This is a genomic window from Microbulbifer sp. SE14 (assembly GCF_059834885.1).
Window position 1 is genome coordinate 51,890 of record NZ_JCBAJA010000008.1, and the last position, 22,504, is coordinate 74,393.

Below are 22,504 nucleotides of genomic sequence, written 5' to 3' on the forward strand. Positions count from 1 at the left end.
AACCCAGTGACAGAGCTTTCGTACTGTGAAGTGGCCATTCTACGGCAAAGAGGGCATCTAACAATGGATAATTCCATATTATCTCTAGATAATTTTGGCTAACTATTGCGCAGCACCACACCTCAATTTAGTATGTAAATACATAATACATACTATGGTACATAATAATAGGAGGCACCAATGGCGCGCGCAGGCATCAACAAAGCCCAGGTCCAGCTGGCCCGCGATGCGGTGCTGGCTCGGGGCGAGAACCCTTCGTTGGATGCGATACGGATAGAGCTGGGCAATACCGGCTCCAAGTCCACCATTCACCGGTATCTCAAGGAGATCGAGGAGGCCGAAAGCACCCGCCTCGACGACGAGCAACTCCTCAGCGAAACGCTTCGGGAAATAGTGGCACGGCTGGCAGCCCGGCTGCGGGAAGAAGCCAGCGAGCTGGTCACTAAGGCCGAGAAGCGCCACGCTGAGCGGGAAGCCCAATGGAAGCGGGAGCGTGAGAACCTGGAGGCCGCGCTGAAGGAGAGCCGGGAGAAGGCAGAAGGCCTGGATCAGCGGCTGGCGACATCCAGGGCCTCACTGGAAGAATCCTCTGCAGAGCGTCAATCCGAACAGCTGAAATCCCAGCGACTGGCACAACAGGTGGCGGATCTGGAGGGGCGCCTGGCAGACAAAGATACCCACCTGAAGTCTCTGGAAGACAAGCACCAGCATGCGAGGGATGCCCTTGAGCATTTCCGCCAAGCCAGCAAAGAGCAACGAGACCAGGACATTCGCCGGCACGAACAGCAGGTGCAACAACTGCAGGCCGAACTCCGCCAGGCCAACCAGTCCGTCATCGTAAAGCAGGGCGAACTCACCCAGCTTAATAAGGACAACGCCCGCCTGACCAGCGAGCTAGGTGCAGCACGCAAGCAGGTCGGCGGCCAGGAAGATGCGCTCAGAAAGTTAGAACAGCTGCTGACGGCCGTACGCGAACAGCTCAGCAAAACCAACGCCCAGTTGAGCTCGAAATCCAGTGAGAGCAATCTGATGCAGGAGCAGTTGGCACAAGCTCAACAGGAACTCAAAGAAAATGCGCGTCGGCAAACAGAACTCGAGATCTCTCTCGCCGAGGCTCGGACCAGCTTGAGCCACTTCAAGGCGATCGCAGAGGCGAAAGACAGCAATCCCACAGTGGCCGAGGCTCAGACTCCGGACAGGCCCATATAAGGCAGCAGGCGGGCGATGTTTTTTGCGCCGCCTTCATCGCGGTGTTGACGGCCCTCGAACTTCAGCCCTACGAGGGCCTCGAGATTGATGTGAGGGGCGGTGAGACAAGTACTGGTGACAATACCCTCAATGGCGGCAATGGCGTAGCCGAACTCGATGATCTCCATATCCTGTATGGTTTGCGGGCGATCATCCCAACAGGTGGCTTCTTAATCAACAATAAGAACGGTTTGCAAGGGGTTTTCTTCGAAAAAAACCTATAGAAACAACAAGTTACCGCCGTTTTGGCGAAAATTTCCAGAATCCCTGCCAACCCTCGACACCAGTGAATCCCCTCTCCCTCTCGCAAAACGTGACGCATATCACGCTTTGCTCTGCGCGTTTCGCTATCGCTCTAACCCTAAACTTTGGTTATATTACTCTAAATATTCCTTAAAAAAATACATAACGGGTTTAGGGGTTGGGGAAAATGGCAAAAGCCATAGCTGTACAGCTGATAGTCTGGTGTTTGCTTGCAATAGGAAATGTCGCGAACGCTGCCGTGTACGGGCCAAGCACTTCGACAACTGGGTCATACACAATTTCTTGGGATCCAGTTTCGGAAGTCCCGGGCCGTAAAGAAGTACTCTATTATGAGGTTAAGGAAACTATAGGAGGCGCCACCAATAGTTACAACGTGGCTTCTAGCTCCAGTAGTAAGTCCTTTAACAAGAGTGTTAACGGGGATTATGTATATACAGTAGTCGCATGGATAAGCAATATAAACCCCGTTACTCACGACGACTATGTCACATCTTCAACATTAGGTTCAAAAACTGTTTCAGTAAAAAAACCACCGACCGCAAGTGCTAGTTTCAATCCAAATACCATCAACGAGGGCGGAAGCTCTACCTACTCGTGGAGTTCAACAAACGCTACCGGATGTTCCGCTACAGGTATATCTGGAGTAAGTGGTAAATCAGGAAGCAAAACGTACAATGCTTCCAGCAATATGAGTGGCAACCAAACGGTTACCGTAAAACTGACATGCTCCGGGACCGGGGGATCAGTTTCAATAACGAAATCCCTGACAGTTAACTATATAAATGACAACCCCAGTATTTCCTCGATATCCAATAAGACGATTAACGAAAATACTAACACTGGAAATATCTCATTTATCATAGGCGACGAAGAAACCAGCGCCGGCTCGCTTTCGTTGAGCGCCTCTTCAAGCAATACTTCGCTGGTGCCCAATGGCAACATCAACGTTGGAGGGAGTGGCACCAATCGCACGGTTAAGGTTACGCCCAAGGCTGATAGCTTCGGAACAGCCACTATCACAATTCAGGTCTCTGATGGCGCTAAAACGGCTACCGAATCATTTATGCTCACGGTAAATGAAGTAAACGCTCCTCCGGTTATCTTGGAAGGCAGCAGTTTCGCCATCGAAACTGGAAAGGGATATTCAGTTGCTTTTGAATTGTCGGCCGACGACGCAGACGGAGATGGTTTGACCTGGAGTCAAAACAGTACTCCTTCCCATGGATCCGTTACCGGCTTTGGATCGGGCATATCCAGGACATTTACTTACACTCCATCTGCCGGGTATAGCGGTGATGATTCGTTCCAGATAAAGGTTAGCGATGGATCTGCAGCCGATGTAATTACTGTTCCAGTTTCCGTTTCGAGCCTTACTGCTCCGAACTCTACTTCTACCGGAAGTTTTACGCTTTCATGGAGCCCGATATCAGAAATTCCCGGACGCAGAGAGCTTCTCTTTTATGAAATAATCGAAACCCGCGGTGCCGGATCAACGACTTATAATAATGGATCCTCTACGAGTAAGGTATTTAATAAAACGTTAAATGGCAATTATGAATACACGATTAAAGCCTGGATAAGTAACATCAATCCCGTTACTTATGACGACGTTGTTACGTCATCTACTCTAGGCACGACGACAGTGTCTGTGGAAAGGCCGCCCACGGTAAGTGCTGGTTTTTCGCCAGCTACGATTAATGAAGGGGGTGCCTCCACTTACTCCTGGAGTGGGACCAATATTACAAACTGTTCGGCAACTGGAATATCCGGTGTGAGCGGAGCTTCGGGAAGTCTTGTCTATACCGCATCCTCGGTAATGAGTGTTGACCAGATTGTCAACACATCTATCACATGCACTAATCAGTTTGGCGAGGATTCAGATAACCAGTCATTGACTATTCGATTTGTAGATGATTTCCCAACGATAACCTCGATTTCTGATAGAACCATTAATGAAGATGGCAATACCGGCAATATCGGGTTTACTGTCGGTGATGAAGAAACTGCAGCCGCTTCACTGACTGTTACCGGGGTGTCGAGCAACGTCTCATTGGTTCCTAATGGTGCCATAGTATTCGGTGGAAGCGGGACTAATCGAACAGTTAAAGTTACACCGGTTTCAAATAAAAGCGGCAGCTCGACCATTACGGTTAAGGTTTCTGATGGCGCGCAGATAGCAGAAATGGCTTTTAACTTGACTGTAAACCCGATCAACGATATTCCAACCATTACTCAGATATCTGACGTCGTACTGGCACCAGGCCAAGGATCTACGGAGATCCCATTTACTATTGGCGATGTCGAGACCGCGGCTTCAAATCTTGATGTTTCAGTTTCGAGTAGTAACCCATTCCTTGTTCCTGCAGGGAACCTGCAGTTGGGCGGCAGCGGTTCTGCCCGGACAATCAATATAAGCCCAGCAGCGGAACAATATGGCAGCTCGGAAATCAGCATAACCGTTTCTGACGGCTCCGCCTCTAAAACGGAGAGCTTCTTTGTCACGGTAAACCCCCTTGTAGATCGCCTGGCTGTGAGCCCCCTTGTCAGTTTCGACGGTGAGTTCGACCTGGTATGGGCCAGTGCCAAGAGTGATTCCCAGACCTACAAGCTGGATCTCGGCGTGGTGGATACTGCCAACAACACCGTTTCCTGGAATATGCTCAATACTTACCTCGGCGGAGGCACGGGTACGGATATAGATCTGGCTGGTGAGGGGGATGGTGTTTACCGGGCCAGGGTCGCCGTGTGCAGCAATGTTTCCGGCACCGAATCCTGTTCAGAGTATATAGAGTCCAGCAATTTCCAAGTGGCGATCTCCGAGGCGCCGAGCCAGTCGGGTGAAGCCCCTGCGCAAATTGCGATTCCTCCGGCTAGCGGCTCCGCAGTGATAGCCAGTGATCTGGTTGGAGAAACTGCAGGTGAGTTTAGGGTAGATGAATCCGGCGCGGCCACATACTCCATCCCCATTATGACTGGCCCTTCGTCTGGTGGTGTTGCGCCCCAAATATCCTTGAACTACTCCAGTCAGGCTGGAAATGGCTTGATGGGAGTGGGCTGGAATATTGCCGGCCTGTCAACCATTACGCGCTGCCGACAGACCTATGAGCAGGATGGAGCGGATGCCACTATCAACTTGTCATCGACAGACAGGTTCTGTCTGGATGGTCGTCGTCTCGTCGCGGTTTCCGGAAACTACGGGGAAAGCGGTACTTACTATCGCACGGAAATCGATACTTTTGTTCGCGTGCAATCGGTTGGAGGTCCCTCGGGTAACCCGGATTACTTTGTCGTTCAGCGCAAGGATGGATCGATATCATATTATGGAGACTCGACCGACAGTTATCTGGAAGGCCAGGTAGAGGGGCGGAGTGGCAAGACTGTTTGGGCACAGACTACCTTTGGCGACAGTGCCGGCAATACCATCCACTTCTCCTATCAGTCTGATTTAACGCTTGGTGAGCTGGTCATAGATCGTATCGATTACGCCAGTAATGGGTCTACAGCCGCGACCAGTTATATTGATTTTGTCTATGATGATTCGAGGCTGGATAGCTCTGAAGGATATTTCCTGGGTGCTGAACAGACATTGCGCAAACGCCTCAGGGAGATCAAATCCTATTCTGAGGGCCAAGAACTACGTAGCTACGTTCTTAACTACAAGGCTAGTGCTGCTAGTAATCGCAGCTTGCTGGAGAGCATTGAAGAATGTGTCAATAACAACTGCCTACCCGCCACAAGCTTCACTTGGAGTGATCCTGCGCAGGTTTTTGGTGCCGCAGATGTCATATCGGGACCTACACACGCTTTCGGGATGGATTGGCAGTTTCTCGGCGGTAAACCGGGAGATGTCAACGGCGATGGCCGAATGGACCTGGTTTGGCTTCAGATGGACTCCAATGAGAATATCTATTTCAGGGTGTCCACCGGTGGCTTGAACGGCTGGCTCTATAAACGAAGTGTCAAACATAAGGCACATTCGAGTGACCGAAATACGTGGTATGTCGTAGATGTCAACAATGACGGAAAGGCAGATCTGGTCCACGGCGTTACCAGCACCGCCGGTGGGACCATAGACAACTGGAAAGTGGCGCTCTCGAAAGGCACGGAATTTGAAACCGAAAGTGAGGAAAGTGATTTATGCTCATCGGGGAGCTGTGCGGCACTGTCCTACGACCTTTTCGACATGAACGGAGATGGGTTGCCCGACCTGGTGCGCCTCGGTGGCCGTTCAATCACCGTGCGGCATATGGTGCGAAACGGCTCTGGTGGTAATGAATTTGGTGAGGAGGTAACTTATCCAGTCCAGCTGAACTACGATCCGCGAGGCGGCTACCCAACAGCCGGACCACAAGTCAGAGATGGCAGAAACAAGCATGTTGCGGATTTCAACGGCGATGGAAAGGCCGATTTCATCACGCATATCTATTGGCCTTGTGCGGCCCCGGGCCAATGGCCGGTGGAAGTTTGTCTTAATGGCGGCACTCCTCCCAATGAACATCGCTGGTATATCCTGGTGTCGCAACCGGACAATTCCTATAAAGAGTTCAGTTCCTGGAAAATTACCGGCGCATCTATAGATGAATCTGGAGTTCAGATCGCCGATTTCAATGGCGACGGCTTGAGTGACTATGTATATAAAGTTAACGATTCCCTGGGATCTGATATTCGCATTAACACCGGCGATGGCTTTATTACCCTTGCTGGCAGCCCCGATCTTCCGTCAAACAAGCCGGTGTACTTTACGGACGAAAATGCCGACGGCTTTACAGATATCCTGACATTCGACGACAGTGTTTCGCCAGAAAAACTGGTGGCTTACCGTTGGAATGGCACTAATTTTGATCAGAAGGTGCCGCTGTTTGATGCCAACTCTGGCTCAAGTTACCAGCACTTCCTTATGGATATCACCGGCGACGGCCGCGACGAGTTTGTCAGCATCCACAGCGATAGCGACCAGTCGGAACACGATGTGGTTTATCGGCAAATAGAGGCCGGTAATACGCCAATCGACCTGATCGAGCAGTTTACCCACGGCCTGGGTGCTGTTACCGACGTTGAATACAGGCGTCTGAACGACAGGTCCATGACCGGCGTATGGGATTACGTGAAATATACGGATGCCGCCACCAAAGACTGGGGGCGTGGATCGCCCGTATTTGATATCAGCGGGCCGACTTACGTTGTTTCCCATGTCGGGAGTTCCGCACCGGTTGCCAGCGATCAGGGAAACCAGGTAGAGGTGGATTACCACTATGAGGGCGCCCGTATGCAGGCGGGCGGGCGAGGTTTCCTCGGTTTCGCCCGAATTCGAACAAAGGACATACAAACCGGTGTATTGACGACAACCACCTACCGACAGGATTACCCCTATATCGGGATGCCGGAGCGCACGGAAAAGCAGTTGCCGGATCTCACCCTGATTGCCGAAGCGGCCAATACTTTGGGCACGGTGGAACCGGAAGCAGGAAAAACATTCCTGCCGTTTATCGACATCAGTGAAGAGACCACTTATACGCTCGGTGGGGAGAAATTCAGTTCCGTAACCACAGATACGGACTACCAACCTGGCGAGAATACCCGTTTCGGCAATGTTTATTCAGTATCCGTTACGACGAGAGACAATCTCGATCGCGTGGTTTCCACCCAGACGACCGTCAATACCTATTCCAATAACGAATCCCTTTGGCATTTGGGACGGCTTACCCGGTCAGAGGTTACCACTTCCAAGCCCCTAACGGGCCTTCCTGACGAGACCCGGATTTCCGCATTCACCTATTATCCGGAAACAGGACTGCTGCATACGGAGACCATTGAGCCCGATGACAGCGACTTTGCCGTAACAACAACCTACGAATATGATCGCTTTGGCAATAAGACTGCCGCGACCCTGAATGCAGTAGGGGAGGCCGACCGCGACACTCACTGGTACTACGATCACGCCGGCCGTTATGTGATCGCGGAGGAAAATGCCCTCGGGCAGATAGTATCTCACGGAAGTGATTTCAATCACTTCGGCTTGGCTGAAACCGTCACCGATGTCAATGGCGTCCGCAGCGGCACCGCCTACTCGGCCTTCGGCAAACCCTATTTCCAGTGGACTGAAACGGGGAGCTATTTCAAAACATTGGCTGCGGACTGCAGTTCTGGCTGCTCGGGGGCGCCGGCCGGCACGGCTTACAAGATCACTACCTCCACCTTCGATAGCAGTCAGTCGGTCGAGTATTTCGATATGCTCGGCCGCAAGCTGCGCACGGCATCGACGGGATTCGAAGGCAAGTGGATCTATACGGATACCGAATACGATGAATTGAGCCGCGTCGATCGGGAATCGCTGCCGTATTTCGCCGGTGGAACACCAGCCTGGTCCGATTTTGACTACGACATACTGGGCAGGACCACATTCACCGATGTGCCCGGTAACCAGTGCGATGTGACTGTCACCTATGATCAGTTGCAGTCCGGCGGTACTGTGCGAACAACGCAGACCACCAGCGGCAACCCCTCCTGTGACGATACCAGGCACGAGGACCACAATGTGCTCGGCGAACTGGTCAAGGTGACGGATACCGCGGGCAATACCATTGACTACACCTATGATGTGCAGGGCAACCTGGCTACCACTACCACCAAGGATGTGGAGCAGGGAGTCGATATCACTATCGAGGTGAAGCACGACAAGGTGGGCCGCAAGGAGTATATGATCGACCCGGACAAGGGGCGCTGGGATTACGACTACACCAAATACGGCGAGCTCAAGCGGCAGACCGATGCGATTGGAAACTATACCGAGATGCAGTATGACGCCCTCGGCCGCATGATCTATCGGGAAGACTATAAAGTGGGCGGCAGTCTGGAAAAGGCCACCCGCTGGTACTTCGATCGCGATCCCGACTGCTCCAAGGTAACCTATGCCGCGGGCAAGCTCGTCTTCGTCGCAGAAAGTGCATCCCCGATTGCCAACAACTGCAGCGTCGATTTCAGCCAGTACAGCTACGCCAAAATGCTGGGCTACGACATTTACGCCCGCAAGGCGGAGGCGGTCACCATCTTGGGCCTGGCCGGCGCAGACGGCGACCACTGGGAGAAGGTGGAGTACGACCGCTACGGCCGGGTCAAGCTCTCCTACGATGCCAGCAATGAAATGGCGGCGATAGACGGCAGCTATACCAAGGGCACCTGGAACCACTACCACCCCAGTTGGGGCTATATCACCCAGGTGACCAGCCCCGACTATGTGGAAGGCGTCTCGGGCCAGCGTTACTACGAGCTGAGGGATATGGACGCCCGCGGCAATGCCGTTGAAACGCTGCTGGGCAACGGGGTGACCGTCAAGCGGACCTATGATCCCATCAGCAACCGCCTGCTCAATATCAGCAGCGGCGTGATGCCCGGACTCGGGGAAGTGCAGGACCTGACCTTCCAGTGGCACGCCAGCGGCAACCTGGACTACCGGGAGGACAACTCCGGGTCAAAGGATCTCTACGAGGACTTTACCTACGACACCCTGAACCGGCTGACCGGTGTGGCCCTGACTAATCCCGGTGGAACGGTTAACACAGCGGTGACCTACTCGACCAGCGGCAATATCACCAGCAAGACAGGTGTCGGCAGCTACCGCTACGGTGCCCAGTGCGGCACAGGTTACGGCCCCCACGCCGTCTGCGAGACGGACAACGGCGGTCCGGTGACCAGCTACAGCTACGATGCCAACGGCAATATGGTAGGCGACAGCACTGGCCGCACCCTGAGCTACAGCGTCTTCAACAAGCCGCTGGCAATAGAGAAGGGCGGGCATACCACAAAGTTCGCCTATGGCCCGGACCGCGCCCGCTGGAAGCGGATCGACGACGACGGCAGCAGCGTCAGGGAAACCCTCTATGTCGGCGGCACCGAGAAGGTCTACAAGGACGGCAAGACCGAGATCCGCCGCTATATCGAAGGCTTCGTGATTACCACGGAGAGCTACGATACCGACCTGCGCCAGTGGCAGGCGGACAAGATAGCGGGCCTGCTGCCGGCTGAAACCCCGGCGGACCACTTAACGAGCACCAAGGATCGCTACCTGCTCAAGGACCACCTGGGCTCCACCGACGTGATCACCGACAGCGCCGGCGGGATAGTGGAACAGCTGAGTTTCGATCCCTGGGGCCAGCGGCGGAATGCGCTGGATTGGGAGACGGCGCTTTCCGATACTGAGAGAAGCAGTATCCTGGACATCACCGCCCGTGGCTTTACCGGCCACGAGTCCCTGGACGAGGTTGGCCTGATCCATATGAACGGGCGCATCTACGATCCGCTACTCGGTCGCTTCGTGCAGGCGGATTCCAAAATCGACGGGGCCACCAGTAGCCAGGGCTACAACCGCTACAGCTATGTGCACAACAACCCGCTGGCATTCACAGACCCGACCGGGTACAGCCGAAAATCGGACCACTACACCAAGATGGGCATCATGCTGTTTGCGCAGATGGTCGCCTGTGTAAACCCCGCGAGCTGTGCCGCAGTTGCGGGCATGAATACGTACATCAACGGCGGTGGCAGGAACGATGTCCTGAAATCAGCTGCGGTGGCCTATGCCTCCGTATGGGCGTTTCAGCAGATCGGTGCCTACGGCCGACAACAGAGTCAGTTGTCCAACACCACGGCGACGACGCCCGGTGCAGTGGAGGTAGGGAAGGGAATTTATGTAAGTCCCGATATCTACAGGAACATGGTATTTGCCCATGCCCTGGTGGGTGGACTGGGGAGTGTGCTGAACGGTGGAAAGTTTGGGCACGGGTTTATGTCGGCATTTGTGACCAAGGGGCTGTCGCCCGGGATAGGGAAGTTGCCGGAGTATAGTCAGCTGGTTGTGAGTATGATTGTCGGTGGGACTGTCTCGGAAGCCACAGGCGGGAAGTTCGCCAGCGGCGCCGCTACGGCGGCTATGCAGTATTTATACAATTGGGCCGGGAATTCAAAGGAGGAAATTAACCCTCAATTGTCCGCCTTAGAAGCATATGAATCGCTTCAGCGAGAACTGTTGATTAGAGCTGCCGATAAGCCAGAAGGAGTACTAGAGCTTACAGTTGACGAATTGAATGTAATCGTTACCTGGATGGTTTACCAAACACGCAGTGAGCCTCGTTACGAATTCATGAGCGATGAGTTTAGTACCCAGTTTGCTTTTTACGATACTTTTTTGTATGACGAAATTTCACTTACTGGGCGGCAATTTAATATTGGGGGTACCGTAGCTTATGGCGGCCACATTAATTACTTAGCTGTGGGAATGTTGATGCAACATTACGGAGAAAACTATATGCAGTTGGCGCCGATTGCCGTATCAGTGCACAACGGCAGGCAAATATATGACGGACAGGGTTGGAGAAATTTACGAGATATTGGACCGGGTACAAAATGGGCTCTTTTTGGTGCAGCACAATACAAGCAAGCAATCCGTCGAGGTCTTTAAATGATAAAGCCTAATAGATTTTACGAGTTACTTAAGGTTTGTATGATTATTTCTTTACTTTATTCTCCTTTGGCTGCTTGCTCAGAAGAAAAAAGTACGAATTCTTGTAAAAAGCTGCAAGGAATAGCGAGAAATAACGAAAAAATTCAATATTTGGAAAAACAGATCGATTTTATTCTAAATTCTGAGGAGGCTTTGGAGCAATTTGGGTGGTTGGGACGAATAAGTGCAAAAAATGAACCTGAAAAATTTGACAAGTTAAATCTTGATGTAGATTATTTAGGTCTAAATAATAGGTATGCATTCATTCAATTAAACCGGCATGTCAAGGATAGACCGGAGTGGTTAAATCCGGGCACGATTAAATCTGTAAGTTTTGGTGAGGGAAGAAATAGTATTATCATTAGAATTGGTGATTCACATTCCCTTGGGATCGATGAAATCGAGCAAGTACAAGATCGACTCATTGAAATTAATCCACATGTACTAGTTTTGTGCAGATAGAAAGTTCGCGAATGAATGGGGTGTGCCCTGACAATATCAGGCAGTCCCGCTTTTCACGGGTTTTAATTGACCAAAGCTTGACTGTATATCGTCAATGGAAAAACCCTAATGAGAAAAGAACCTAATAATCTTCCATTCTTTGAAAGGCCGGATCTATCTCCTTTCTTGGTCCACTTGACGAAGAATACTGAAAAGGAAGATGGGTTTTCTGCGTATGATAACCTTCTCCATCTTCTAAAGTGTGGTGAGATATGGGGTAGTGATACAGAAAAAGGGTTTATTAAGGGGCCAAATACCGCCTCATGCTTTATGGACATTCCGCTTCCGTCCCTTAAATATGTGCTTAATCAAGTCAACACTGATCCAGATAGTCCTCGGTATGAGCCGTATGGGATAGTAATTTCAAAGCAATATGCGTATTCAAAAGGATGTCGGCCAGTCGTCTATTTGTCAAATAAGGAGCTGAAAGACTTGCAGATGCCTATCGAGGAGCTTTGGCGAGTTGTGCGCCTAGAGGGCGTTGATAGCGGGAGCATTAATTGGGTTCATGAAAGAGAGTGGCGGGCAAAGGGAAATTTTAGACTGCCCACAGCTGTTCGCGCAGTTCTGGTCAAGGATATCAGCAGCGCAAAGAAGTTGCAGGCTTATCTGTCAAGGAACCGAAGTGAGTTTAAAGCTCCTCCAGCTTCAATTATTCCATTGTCGGTGCTTTGCCAGGGTCTGCCATATCTACACAAATAGCATTGGAGCCATTTGGCCAGCAGGAAATCCGTTTAAATATCATTAATACGGATTATAATAGACCTCTCCCATAAAGCGGCGGAGGCCCCTAAGATGCCGAAATCTGGACAGGCTCGAGTACCTACACCAGCACAGCAGCGCCACCTTTTCGAAGCCATTCAACAACATCGGCATCCTGAGAAAAACACTGCCATCATGCAGGTCAGCTTTAAGCTGGGGCTCCGTGTACAGGAAATCGCCTTGCTACAAATCAAGGAGATCGCAAGACTCGGGCCGTATCGAAGTGATCAGCCGAGAGACTTTCAGCTGTACGAGGTGATGACATTGCCGGCAGCCTACACAAAAGGTGCCGATGCGATGGGGCGTTCGAAGGCCAAATACCAGCGAAAAACCATCAGTTTTGGAAAAGAGGCTTTTGACCAGGTTGTGGCACAAATCGTGGCACTGGCTAAAGCTGGTGCCGAAGTCGACCCTGAAGCCTTTTATCCGCCTGTAAAGGCGCACCGCGGCAAGTCACGAGACTTGCCCCTAGTAGATAGCGAATTACGGGATGCCCTAAGTCAATACCTGACTATACGCCTCGAAAAGAATCCTGCAGCCAAACCCACTGATCCGTTGTTTGTGAGCCAAAAAGGTGGAGCTTATTCGCCGAATACGCTCCAGGAGCATATGGCGCTGATGTTGCGAGACTGGGCTGGGATTGAGAAGGCAAGTTCTCATAGCGGTAGACGGGCCCTGATTACCAATGTGATTCATCGACAGAAGAAATCTGTAAAGGTGGCCCAGAAGATTGCAGGCCATGTAAGTCCGTCTACGACGATTATCTATGAAGAGCCACCAGAGGAAGAGATTTCGGATGCACTGAGCCGAATTAGCGGCCTTAAAGGGGTGGGAAACGTAAAGTGATCACAATTTGTGTGAATTCCCATTTTACCGATTTGCTTGGAATTTTACCGATTTACTTGAAAAATTTTCCATCTATGGTTGGGCATCCAGACCACTTAATACTCACTTCCAGTAAATAACTCAGTTCGCATAATATAGATTATGTTAAATTCAATGTATTGGCCTCAGCTCCCTTTCCCTTTGTTGCAGTACTTCGCCGGTGCGCCGTGATCCTTTTGTCTTGTATCCACCTCACGAACTCAGGGAATTCCATCTGAACCACTGGCTTGACTCGCCATGCGCTCTCGAGCCAGTTTCTTCTTCAATTCCGGGTCGAAGACCGTGGATCGGCTCATGGCCCCGGACTCCGCGGGTATATCCATGGGCCTGGTGTCCGTCGTCGGGGGCTCTGTCTTGGGCGTCGACTTTGTGTGCGCCTCCGCATCGGGCCGCGAAGAAGCAGGAGGAGGTCGCCCCGCTACAACTTTTTTACTGGCGTTTTCCACACTGCGGCGTCTCGCCGGGATGGATGGAGGCTCGGTGGCAGGCGCCGGTGGGGCTTCAGCATTTTTACCGCTGGACAAACTAATTTTGAGTGGAGATTGATTGCTTGTCGCCGTACCTGGAACCAGTGGCGCCTGTGATACTGGAATGCTGATCAGTGCTGCGTGCACGCCGAGCGCAATAGCCAGGGAGATTGCCAGGCGCCGGGTATCCAAAGTCTCGCTGATGATGCGCAAAGGACTGGTTGTGCGGAAGTCCATCGGCGTCATAGACCATTTCCGCAATGCGCCAGGTAAAGTCCTGTATCGAAGGCCAATTGATGAAAAAAGTTTCTTCGCCTTACTTATCAGGTACAGGCCCCGCCTTCTCCCCATCCGGAGCAACTGGGCAGCCCCTGCAGAGGGATTGTTTTTCACGTCACGACTCTTCGCCCTGCCCCTTGGTCTGGGTCGACTGGTGGGGCGATGTCGACTATTGAGGTAACAACTTCACGAATTTGGCGCCAAGAGACTGGTAATGGAGAGAAAACGCAAGTATCTTGCGCGCCGCAATTTTGACGGTGTTAACCACCTTCTCAGCGCACGCCTTTTCCCTTTGCGTCCACTGCCGGACGGCAGTATCCGGAACGCGAAGCCTCCATAAAAACAAAACAATACCCCTGCCCTCTTCCCTGGCCAATTGCCAAACGGGAGAGGGCTGGTGTTGTTTGATTGGCGGCAGGATGGGGTCTGCTGGACACGCCCTTTTGGGGACCAACCGACAATTCAGTGAAGGACAGTGAGATGTTTGAAGTAGCCCTGGTCGCGGTAGTCACCGCGGCTCTGGTTCCGCCATTGCTCCTGCTCGGCAGGGTTTCGGCTTTGCGAATCCGTATCGAGCAGGCGCTGGCGGGATCGCGACAGACGGATGAGCAGATGCACACGCTGGTTGCGGCCCAGCGTGATTTGCTTTGTTCCTTCGATGTCTTCGACAGGCTGCTGGCCTGCCTGCAGTATTCCTATGATGCTCTCGGTGTTACCGCCAGGGCCTTTGTCTGTGCCTTTCGCGAGCGCGCGGCCTCCTATGTGGAGCGGGGCTGCGAAGGCAGTCTGCTGGTGAATACCCATATGCGCGAGGACCGCCTGAAGCAGCTGGCGCTGGAGCTGGTGCAGCAACACGAGACGGAGTTTGTCCGCCTCGGACAGGAACCGGTGCGCAGGGATGCCCTGGATAATGGGGAGTTCTCTGAATACCTGAAGTTGCTGAAATATATCGTGCAGCGCCACCTTTCCCATATCGAAGGCCAGGTCAGGATCCCTCGGCTCCCCTGTGTCGACGTCGTCTGAGGCCGCTATGGAGAAGACAAGTGCGGGAGTAACTCCCTTTATCGGGCGATGCCGGGATTGGTGCGGGGAGGCGACGGGACACTGGCCGCGACTGCAGGAATTTCTGCAGCGGATGGCGGACAGGTTGCGGATCCATGAGTCGGGATGCCGCGCCCAGGGAGCGGTGCCCGAAGACCCGCAGGCGATAGCGGAGCTGGCCTGCTGGCAGGGACAGTGGATACTGGGCATGGGCCCGACACAGCTCTGCGAGAACACTGTCGCGATCGCCCGCTCCTGCCGGGCATTCCTGTTCGCCGGTGAACTGTGCCCGCAGGCCCTTTCCCCGGATGCAATACGGGTTTTCGAGGAACTGTTGGATTTTACCCACTTGGTGGAAACCACCCTGCTGACGGATGTTCCGGTGGGCGTGAAGTCCCTGCGCCTGGAGAGCCTGGCTGATTCCGTCCACCGCAGCTGTGAGCGACTGCCGATCCCTGGGCAGTAAACAGCGCCCTCCCCTCTATAGCCACTCGCCGGGCCGTCGGAATCAACGGATCAGAAACGGCTTCCGGGTGTTCCGCGGCCAGCTTGAACTATTGTCAGTAGTAGCTGTTCGGTGCAGCTTTACTGTCGATCAACTTAGGTGGCGCAACTGACTATGGCCGGGAACCGCTATATCCGCTGGTTCGAGCAGATAGGTCTCGACGACATCGCAGAGGTGGGAGGGAAAACGGCGTCGCTGGGGGAAATGTACCGGACCCTGGTGCCCCAGGGAATACGCGTGCCCAACGGCTTCGCCATTACGGCCGAGGCTTACCGAGACCTGCTCGACGAAACCGATGCCTGGGAGCCGCTGCGCAAGCTATTGAAGGGTGTGGAGACCGATGACGGCGATGCGGGAGAAGTCGCCGCAGAGGCGCAGAAGATCGTTTACGACGCGGGACTGCCGGACGATCTGGTGGAGGATATCACCGCCGCCTATGTCGAGCTGTGCGAACAGTACGGCCCGCAGCTGCGTGTTGCAGTGCGGAGTTCCGCCACTGCGGAGGACCTGCCCGAAGCCAGCTTTGCCGGCCAGCACGAGAGCTTCCTCAACATCGGCGACAAGGACGGACTGCTGGACGCCTGCCGGCGCTGCTTCGCTTCCATGTTTACCGAGCGCGCCATCAGTTATCGCGAGCGCAACGGCTTCGACCACTTCAAGGTCTACCTGGCGATTGCGGTGATGAAGATGGTGCGCGCCGACCAGGCCTCCAGCGGCGTCATGTTCACCCTGGATACCGAGAGCGGCTTCCGCGACGTGGTGTTTATCAATTCCGCCTTCGGCCTCGGCGAAAATATCGTCCAGGGCACAGTGGATCCGGATGAATTCTACGTGCACAAACCCACCTTCGAGAAAGGCCACCGCTGCGTCCTGCGCCGGCAGCTGGGCGCCAAGCAGAAGACCCTGGTGTGCGACGAGGACCTGAACAGCCAGGAACTGCACAATATAGACACCCCCGATCCGCGCCGGCGCCATTACAGTCTGAGCGACGACGAGGTGCTTACCCTCGCCGACTATGCAATCAAGGCTGAAAAGCACTACAGCGAAAAGCGCGGCGAGGAGTGCCCGCTGGATATCGAGTGGGGCAAGGACGGCGACGACGAGCAGCTATACCTGCTGCAGGCACGCCCGGAGACCGTTGCCTCACAGAAGCCGCGCAATCAGCTGGAACGCTACCGGCTCAAGGAAAAGCCGGACAGGGAATCCCTGCTGGCAGAGGGGCGTGCGATAGGCACCGCTATCGCCAGCGGCAAGCTGCGCAAAATCAACGACGTAAAAGAACTGAAGGATTTCGAGGAGGGCGAAGTGCTCTTCGCCAGCAGCACCAGTCCGGACTGGGGACCGGCCATGCGCCGCGCCGCGGCGGTGGTCACCGAGCATGGCGGTCGCACCTGCCACGCGGCCATAGTGGCGCGGGAATTCGGCATTCCCGCGGTGGTGGGTATCGGCGATGAGAACGACCGCCTGAGCGACGGAGAGGCCGTCACCATGTCCTGCGCCGAGGGCGACGTGGGTAAGGTTTACGCCGGCGAAATTCCATTCGAGGTCACCACCACCGAGCTGGACGAGGTGCCGCGGACAAAAACGAAGATGATGATCAACCTCGGCAGCCCGGAGCAGGCCTTCCGCTTCAGCGCCCTGCCCTGTGACGGCGTCGGCCTGGCGCGAATGGAGTTTATCGTCAATGAGCATATCAAGGCGCACCCGATGGCGCTGGCCCATCCGGACAAGGTAGAGGACGAGGAAGAGAGGAAAAAACTCGACGAGCTGATCGTCAACCATGACAGCGGCGCCGACTTTTTTATCGAAAAGCTGTCCGAGGGCATAGGCACCATTGCCGCGGCCTTCTACCCACTCCCGGTGATAGTGCGCACCTCGGACTTCAAGACCAACGAGTATGCGCGCCTGATCGGCGGCGCGGCCTTCGAACCCCGCGAGGAAAACCCGATGCTCGGTTTCCGCGGCGCCGCCCGCTATGCCCACAAGGCCTACGCCGACGGCTTCGCGCTGGAGTGCGCGGCGTTGAAGCGCGCCCGGGAGGATATGGGTCTCACCAATATCAAGGTGATGATCCCCTTCTGCCGCCGCATCCCCGAGGGTGAACAGGTTCTCGAGGCCATGACCAAGCACGGGCTGGCGCCGGGCTCCAACGGCCTGGAAGTCTATATGATGTGCGAGATACCGAACAACGTGGTGCAGATAGACGCTTTCAGCCAGCTGTTCGACGGTATCTCCATCGGCTCCAACGACCTGACCCAACTGGTGCTGGGGGTTGATCGGGATTCGGATATCGTCGCCTTCGATTTCGACGAGCGGGATCCCGGTGTACTGGAGATGATTCGCCTGGCGATCGAGGGTGCCCAGCGCAATGGCATTCCCGCGGGCATCTGCGGCGAGGCGCCGTCGAACTACCCGGAAGTGGCGGCGTACCTGGTAAAGCTGGGCATAGATTCCATCAGCCTGAGCCCGGATGCCCTGCTGTGCACCATCGAGAAGGTGGCGGAAATAGAGAAAGAGAGGTAACCACGTCACATCGCGTAGACAGCAACCCCTGGATTCCCGTGGAGCCCGCTATGTCGCAGACACCCAAACCGGTCACAGCCCCCCTGCCCGGCGCCGAGCCCTTCGGCGAGTCCCTGCAGGCGGAGCTGGCCGCGGCCGCCCGTGATAAAGACGCCGGTTACCGTCCGCGAACCCGACACCTGAACGAGGACGGCTTGGCCAAATACACCAACCGCCTGCTCCTGGAATCCAGCCCCTACCTGCTGCAACACGCCCACAATCCGGTGAACTGGTATCCGTGGGGCGATGAGGCCTTCGCGGCGGCCAAAAAACTCAACCGGCCGCTGCTGCTCAGTGTGGGCTACTCCACCTGCCACTGGTGCCACGTAATGGAAGAGGAATCCTTCGAGGACGAGGAAATCGCGCAGGTAATGAACAGCCACTATATCGCCATCAAGGTGGACCGCGAGGAGCGCCCGGATATCGACGCCGTGTATATGAGCGCGGTGCAGGCGCTGACCGGCACTGGCGGCTGGCCGATGACCGTGTGGCTGACGCCGGAGGGCAAGCCCTTCTACGGAGCCTCCTATCTGCCCGCGCGGGACAGCGCCTACGGCGGTCACAGCTTCCTCACCCTGCTGCAGAACCTGGCGGCGGCCTACCACCAGCAGACCGAAAAGGTGACCCGGGCGAGCGAGGGGCTGGCCCAGGCGGTGGAACAGATACTGGCCCCGCAGACCGGTGGTGAGCTGCCCGGAACGGATCTGCTGCGCGAGGTTATCGAGCAGTACAGGCAGGTCTACGATCCGCAGTTCGGCGGCATCAGCGGCGCCCCAAAATTTCCCAGCAGCCTGCCGGTACGCCTGCTGTTGCGATACTACCGACGCAGCGGCGACAGTTCGGTGCTGGAAATGGCCGCCGGGACCCTGGAGAAGATGGCCGCCGGCGGTATACGCGACCAGATCGGTGGCGGCTTCCACCGCTACTCCACCGACGCCCGCTGGCTGGTGCCCCATTTCGAGATAATGCTCTACGACAATGCGTTGCTGGCGATCACCTATCTAGAGGCCTTCCAGGTCACCGGTGACGATAAGTTCAGAATTGTGGCGGAGGAAATCCTGCAGTTTGTAAAGCGGGACATGGCCTCCCCGGGGGGCGCTTTCTACTCCGCCACCGACGCCGACAGCCCGGCACCGGGCGGCCGTCGCGAAGAGGGCCACTTCTTTACCTGGACGCCGGCGGAGCTGGACCAGGTGCTGGATGGCGACGAGGCGCAGCTGGTCAGGAACTACTACCAGGTGAGCGACAGCGGCAACTTCGAGGGCCGCAATATACTGCACGCGCCGCAGCCGCTGGAGACGGTGGCGGAAGTACTGAACATGCCGGTCCCGCGGGCGCAGTCGCTGCTCGCCGCGGCACGGGAAAAACTCTATCGCGCCCGGGCCGGGCGCCCCGCCCCACACCGCGACGAGAAAATTCTCTGCGCCTGGAACGGCCTGATGATTTCCGCCTTCGCCAGGGCCAGCCTGGTGCTGAACGAGCCGGACTATACGGAAACCGCGAAGACCGCCGCCGGTTTCCTGCTGGACCATCTCTGCGAAGACGCGCGCCTGTACCGCAGCTTCAAGGACGGCCACGCCCGCCATAGCGGCTACCTGGATGACTACGCCTTTGCCATCGCCGCGCTGCTCGACTTGTTTGAGGCCAGCCACGAAATTTCCTGGCTGGAACGCGCCCTGGTACTGGACCGGACCCTGCAGGACCACTACGAGGACCCGCAGGGCGGTTTCTTCATGAGCGGCGACGACCAGGAACAACTGCTCGCCCGGCAGAAGCCAGCCTTCGACGGTGCCGAACCCTCGGGCAACTCGGTGGCCCTGCTCAGCCTGCTGCGGCTGCACCTGCTCACCGGCGACGAGGGTTACCGCCAACGGGCGGAAAGAGGACTGCGGGCCTTCGCCGGCACACTGCAGGCCAACCCCCTGGCACTGTCTGAAATGATGTTGGCGCTGGAGTTCCGGCTCGATAAGGCAAAGACGCTGGTGATCGTCGCCCCGCAGGGCGGGAGTGCCGAACCGATGCTCCGGGTACTGCGGCGAATCTTTCTGCCCAACCGCGCACTGGTAGTGGTGGAGGAAGGCCCGGAGCTGCAGCGCCAGGCGAAGCTGATCGCACAGCTCGAGGGCAAGGAGGCCCAGCAGGGCCGGACCACCGCCTATGCGTGTATCGAGGGCGCCTGCCGGCTACCCACCGGGGATGTCGAGGAGTTTGCCCGCCAGGTCGCCGGGGTGGAGCCGCTGTGAAAGGGCAGCTGGTTGAGGCCAGGAAACCGAGGTAGGGTGTGCCGTGCGCACCGGATGTGGTGGCCATCATTCATTGGTTTTATCGCCGTCCCGCGCCTTGTCCGCCGCCCCCCGGCTATAGGCCCGGGAAATATCGCGCAGTACCCCCACCTGCCTGCCGAAGTTGCGGCAGCCGGAGCACATCATCGTGTGGAGCTTGAGGCTGGCGCGCTCATTGAATGTCAGTTCGCGCTCCTGCGCCTCGGAAAGCAGGCGGGTGATTTCCCGGCAGTTCTTCATCACGACTTATCCCTCCCGCACAAACCAGTTGTTTTCCAGGCACTCGCGCAGCCGCAGGCGGGCCCGGTGCAGGGTCACGTTCAGGTTGCTGACGCTGATCCCCGCCGCGGCACAGATCTCGTGACTCTCCAGCTCGATGAATTCCCGCATCATGAATAGCCGCGCCTGGCGCGCCGGCAAGTGATCCAGGCAGGCCTCGAATATGCGCCAGAAATGCTTGTCGTGAATCGCCGACTCCGGGTTCTCCCAGTGCGCCGGACGTTCGTGGCGGTACCAGTGGCCGTGCCGGTCGAACAGCTCATCAAAGCTGTCTTCTTCCCTGTCACTGCGCAGCAGCTGGTCGGCATCCACAAAGCGGCGCCGCTGGCGCAGGGTATCGGCGATCTTGTACTTCAGTATCGCGAACATCCAGGTCTTGAGCGCCGCGCGGCCGCTGAAGGTGCGGGCATTCTTCAGTGCCCCTACCAGGGCCTCCTGCACCGCGTCCTCCGCCAACTGGACGTCGCCCAGCTGCAGGCTGGCGAAGCGGTGCATCTGCTGTCGCAGTTCCCCCAGGAAGCGGTTATCGGCCAGTGGCGACGCCACTGTATCGCCGCTCAGTTTGTCGGCATCCGGGGCCGCGTTTTCGCTCACAGACTACTCCTCAATCAACGCCGGGACCCCCGGATAGTAGCCGATACAGGCCTCCACCCGCATGCTTCCGGCCGCGACCAAGCGCCCCTTCGTAGTAATCAGTCGCTCAACAGACCCGTTTCTTACACAGGCGACCCGCCCTCTTGTAAGAATTTGTCCCCGTTCCAGGTAGAACAGAAATAACGGAAGTAGGATGGGCAGAAATCGGCAGGACCGCCGATTTGGACGCCGGAGGCGCCCGCGAAGCGGGCGAGCGCCATGGACGGCGCGAGTCAAAGGAGCGGAGCGACCTACCCATCAATCGGGGCATATCGGGCTAGTTGGATTTGAACACCGAATTCAGAAAATTCGGTATCCGCCGCTCCAGCCAGTAGTGGGGCCGCCACAGGCTGCCGCCGACAAAGCCCACATGGCCACCCTTGTCGCTGACTTCGAGGTCTACGCTGGGGCTGACCTCACTTTTCGAAGGAATCGCCGAGGGGCAGATAAAGGGGTCGTCCACCGCGTGAATGATCAGCGTCGGCACGCGGATATCCCTGAGCAGCGGCTTGCTGGACGCGCGGGTGTAATAGTCGTCCACATCGCGGAAGCCGTGCAGCGGTGCGGTGAAGGCGTCGTCGAACCGGCGGAAGCTGCTGAAGTGCGCCTCCTCGTCCAGTCTCGGCATGGCTGCGGCGAGATTCGGGTCCGCCGCCTTCTGTTGCAGGCTCACTCGCAGGCACCGCAACAGGTGCCGCTGGTAGACGCGGGACAGGCCGCTGTCGATCCGCCGGCTGCAGGCGTGCAGGTCCATCGGCGCCGAGACGGCCACGGCGGCGCTGAGGGGACTGCCCTGCCCGTCCTCTCCCAGCCATTTCAACAGCACATTGCCGCCGAGGGAGTAGCCCACGGCCATGATCGGCGTGTTCGGCAGCTGCCTCTTGAGTTCGCCGGCGAGCCAGCGCGGATCCTCGCTGTCGCCGCTGTGATAGGCGCGCGGCAGTCGGTTCGGAACGCCCCCACAGCCGCGAAAGTGCATCACCGCCACCTGGTAGTCCTGTTCCAACAGGGATTCCATCAGCCCCTGAGCATAGGGCGATGCCACCGAGCCCTCGAGACCGTGGAGCACCAGCACCAGCGGGCGCGCAGGATTGTCCTCGAGGGGTCGGGGCGTGTGCAGGGCCAGGCGGTCGCCGTCCGGCGTGTCGTACCAGCGGCACTCGGTGACGACCCAGGGCTGTGGGCGGTGAAAGCGGGCAAATACCGTCTGCAGGTAGCAGTTGCCCAGGCCTGTAGCGGGCGAGAACTTCTCAGTCATACATCGAAACCAGCTAGCTGAACGCGCACCTTAACGGTTTTT

General features: G+C 56.1%; 14 protein-coding genes. 9 read left to right on the top strand and 5 right to left on the bottom strand.

What is annotated here, in order from left to right:
- The first annotated feature begins 180 nt into the window (after positions 1 to 180).
- Positions 181 to 1,209 (top strand): DNA-binding protein, encoded by a 1,029-nt coding sequence (locus AC6R19_RS07845; RefSeq protein WP_500579242.1) that lies wholly within the window; start codon positions 181 to 183, stop codon positions 1,207 to 1,209.
- Here the strand turns inward: AC6R19_RS07845 and AC6R19_RS07850 are convergent.
- The gene (locus AC6R19_RS07850; protein WP_500579243.1) at positions 1,185 to 1,376 is read right to left on the bottom strand and encodes a hypothetical protein; all 192 of its coding nucleotides are present in this window, start codon (positions 1,374 to 1,376) and stop codon (positions 1,185 to 1,187) included. The genes AC6R19_RS07845 and AC6R19_RS07850 overlap by 25 nt on opposite strands.
- Positions 1,377 to 2,200: 824 nt before the next feature.
- Between AC6R19_RS07850 and AC6R19_RS07855 the strand changes: the two genes are divergently transcribed.
- From AC6R19_RS07855 to AC6R19_RS07870, 4 genes are all read left to right on the top strand, one after another.
- Entirely contained in the window at positions 2,201 to 10,966 is an 8,766-nt protein-coding gene (locus AC6R19_RS07855; RefSeq protein WP_500579244.1) for a tandem-95 repeat protein, read from the top strand.
- 42 nt (positions 10,967 to 11,008) lie between these two features.
- Entirely contained in the window at positions 11,009 to 11,470 is a 462-nt protein-coding gene (locus AC6R19_RS07860; RefSeq protein WP_500579245.1) for a hypothetical protein, read from the top strand.
- 108 nt (positions 11,471 to 11,578) lie between these two features.
- Positions 11,579 to 12,211 (top strand): hypothetical protein, encoded by a 633-nt coding sequence (locus AC6R19_RS07865; RefSeq protein WP_500579246.1) that lies wholly within the window; start codon positions 11,579 to 11,581, stop codon positions 12,209 to 12,211.
- Positions 12,212 to 12,304: 93 nt separating this feature from the next.
- Positions 12,305 to 13,117: a tyrosine-type recombinase/integrase gene (locus tag AC6R19_RS07870; RefSeq protein ID WP_500579247.1), complete on the top strand. Its 813-nt coding sequence runs from the start codon at positions 12,305 to 12,307 to the stop codon at positions 13,115 to 13,117.
- A 239-nt stretch (positions 13,118 to 13,356) separates the two neighbouring features.
- On the opposite strand, the gene AC6R19_RS07875 is transcribed toward AC6R19_RS07870, so the two are convergent.
- Positions 13,357 to 13,869, bottom strand: a complete 513-nt coding sequence (locus AC6R19_RS07875; protein ID WP_500579248.1) for a hypothetical protein — start codon at positions 13,867 to 13,869, stop codon at positions 13,357 to 13,359.
- Positions 13,870 to 14,382: 513 nt separating this feature from the next.
- Between AC6R19_RS07875 and AC6R19_RS07880 the strand changes: the two genes are divergently transcribed.
- The 4 genes from AC6R19_RS07880 to AC6R19_RS07895 all read left to right on the top strand — a co-directional run bounded on the left by AC6R19_RS07880 (position 14,383) and on the right by AC6R19_RS07895 (position 20,253).
- Positions 14,383 to 14,925, top strand: coding sequence for a hypothetical protein (locus tag AC6R19_RS07880; RefSeq protein WP_500579249.1), 543 nt, complete (start codon positions 14,383 to 14,385; stop codon positions 14,923 to 14,925).
- A gap of 163 nt (positions 14,926 to 15,088) precedes the next feature.
- The gene (locus tag AC6R19_RS07885; protein ID WP_500579250.1) at positions 15,089 to 15,409 is read left to right on the top strand and encodes a hypothetical protein; all 321 of its coding nucleotides are present in this window, start codon (positions 15,089 to 15,091) and stop codon (positions 15,407 to 15,409) included.
- A gap of 138 nt (positions 15,410 to 15,547) precedes the next feature.
- Positions 15,548 to 17,971: a phosphoenolpyruvate synthase gene (gene ppsA, locus AC6R19_RS07890; protein ID WP_500579251.1), complete on the top strand. Its 2,424-nt coding sequence runs from the start codon at positions 15,548 to 15,550 to the stop codon at positions 17,969 to 17,971.
- Positions 17,972 to 18,021: 50 nt separating this feature from the next.
- Positions 18,022 to 20,253, top strand: coding sequence for a thioredoxin domain-containing protein (locus AC6R19_RS07895; protein WP_500579252.1), 2,232 nt, complete (start codon positions 18,022 to 18,024; stop codon positions 20,251 to 20,253).
- Between the two features lie 66 nt (positions 20,254 to 20,319).
- Here the strand turns inward: AC6R19_RS07895 and AC6R19_RS07900 are convergent, their stop codons facing one another.
- The 3 genes from AC6R19_RS07900 to AC6R19_RS07910 form a co-directional block, all read right to left on the bottom strand.
- Entirely contained in the window at positions 20,320 to 20,532 is a 213-nt protein-coding gene (locus AC6R19_RS07900; RefSeq protein ID WP_500579337.1) for a zf-HC2 domain-containing protein, read from the bottom strand.
- 6 nt (positions 20,533 to 20,538) lie between these two features.
- Positions 20,539 to 21,165 carry an RNA polymerase factor sigma-70 gene (locus AC6R19_RS07905; RefSeq protein WP_500579253.1) on the bottom strand — a complete coding sequence of 209 codons (627 nt, stop codon included), beginning with the start codon at positions 21,163 to 21,165 and terminating at the stop codon, positions 20,539 to 20,541.
- Positions 21,166 to 21,481: 316 nt separating this feature from the next.
- On the bottom strand, positions 21,482 to 22,462 hold the full coding sequence (locus AC6R19_RS07910) for a hydrolase (protein ID WP_500579254.1): 981 nt from the start codon (positions 22,460 to 22,462) through the stop codon (positions 21,482 to 21,484).
- Between the last annotated feature and the right edge of the window lie 42 nt (positions 22,463 to 22,504).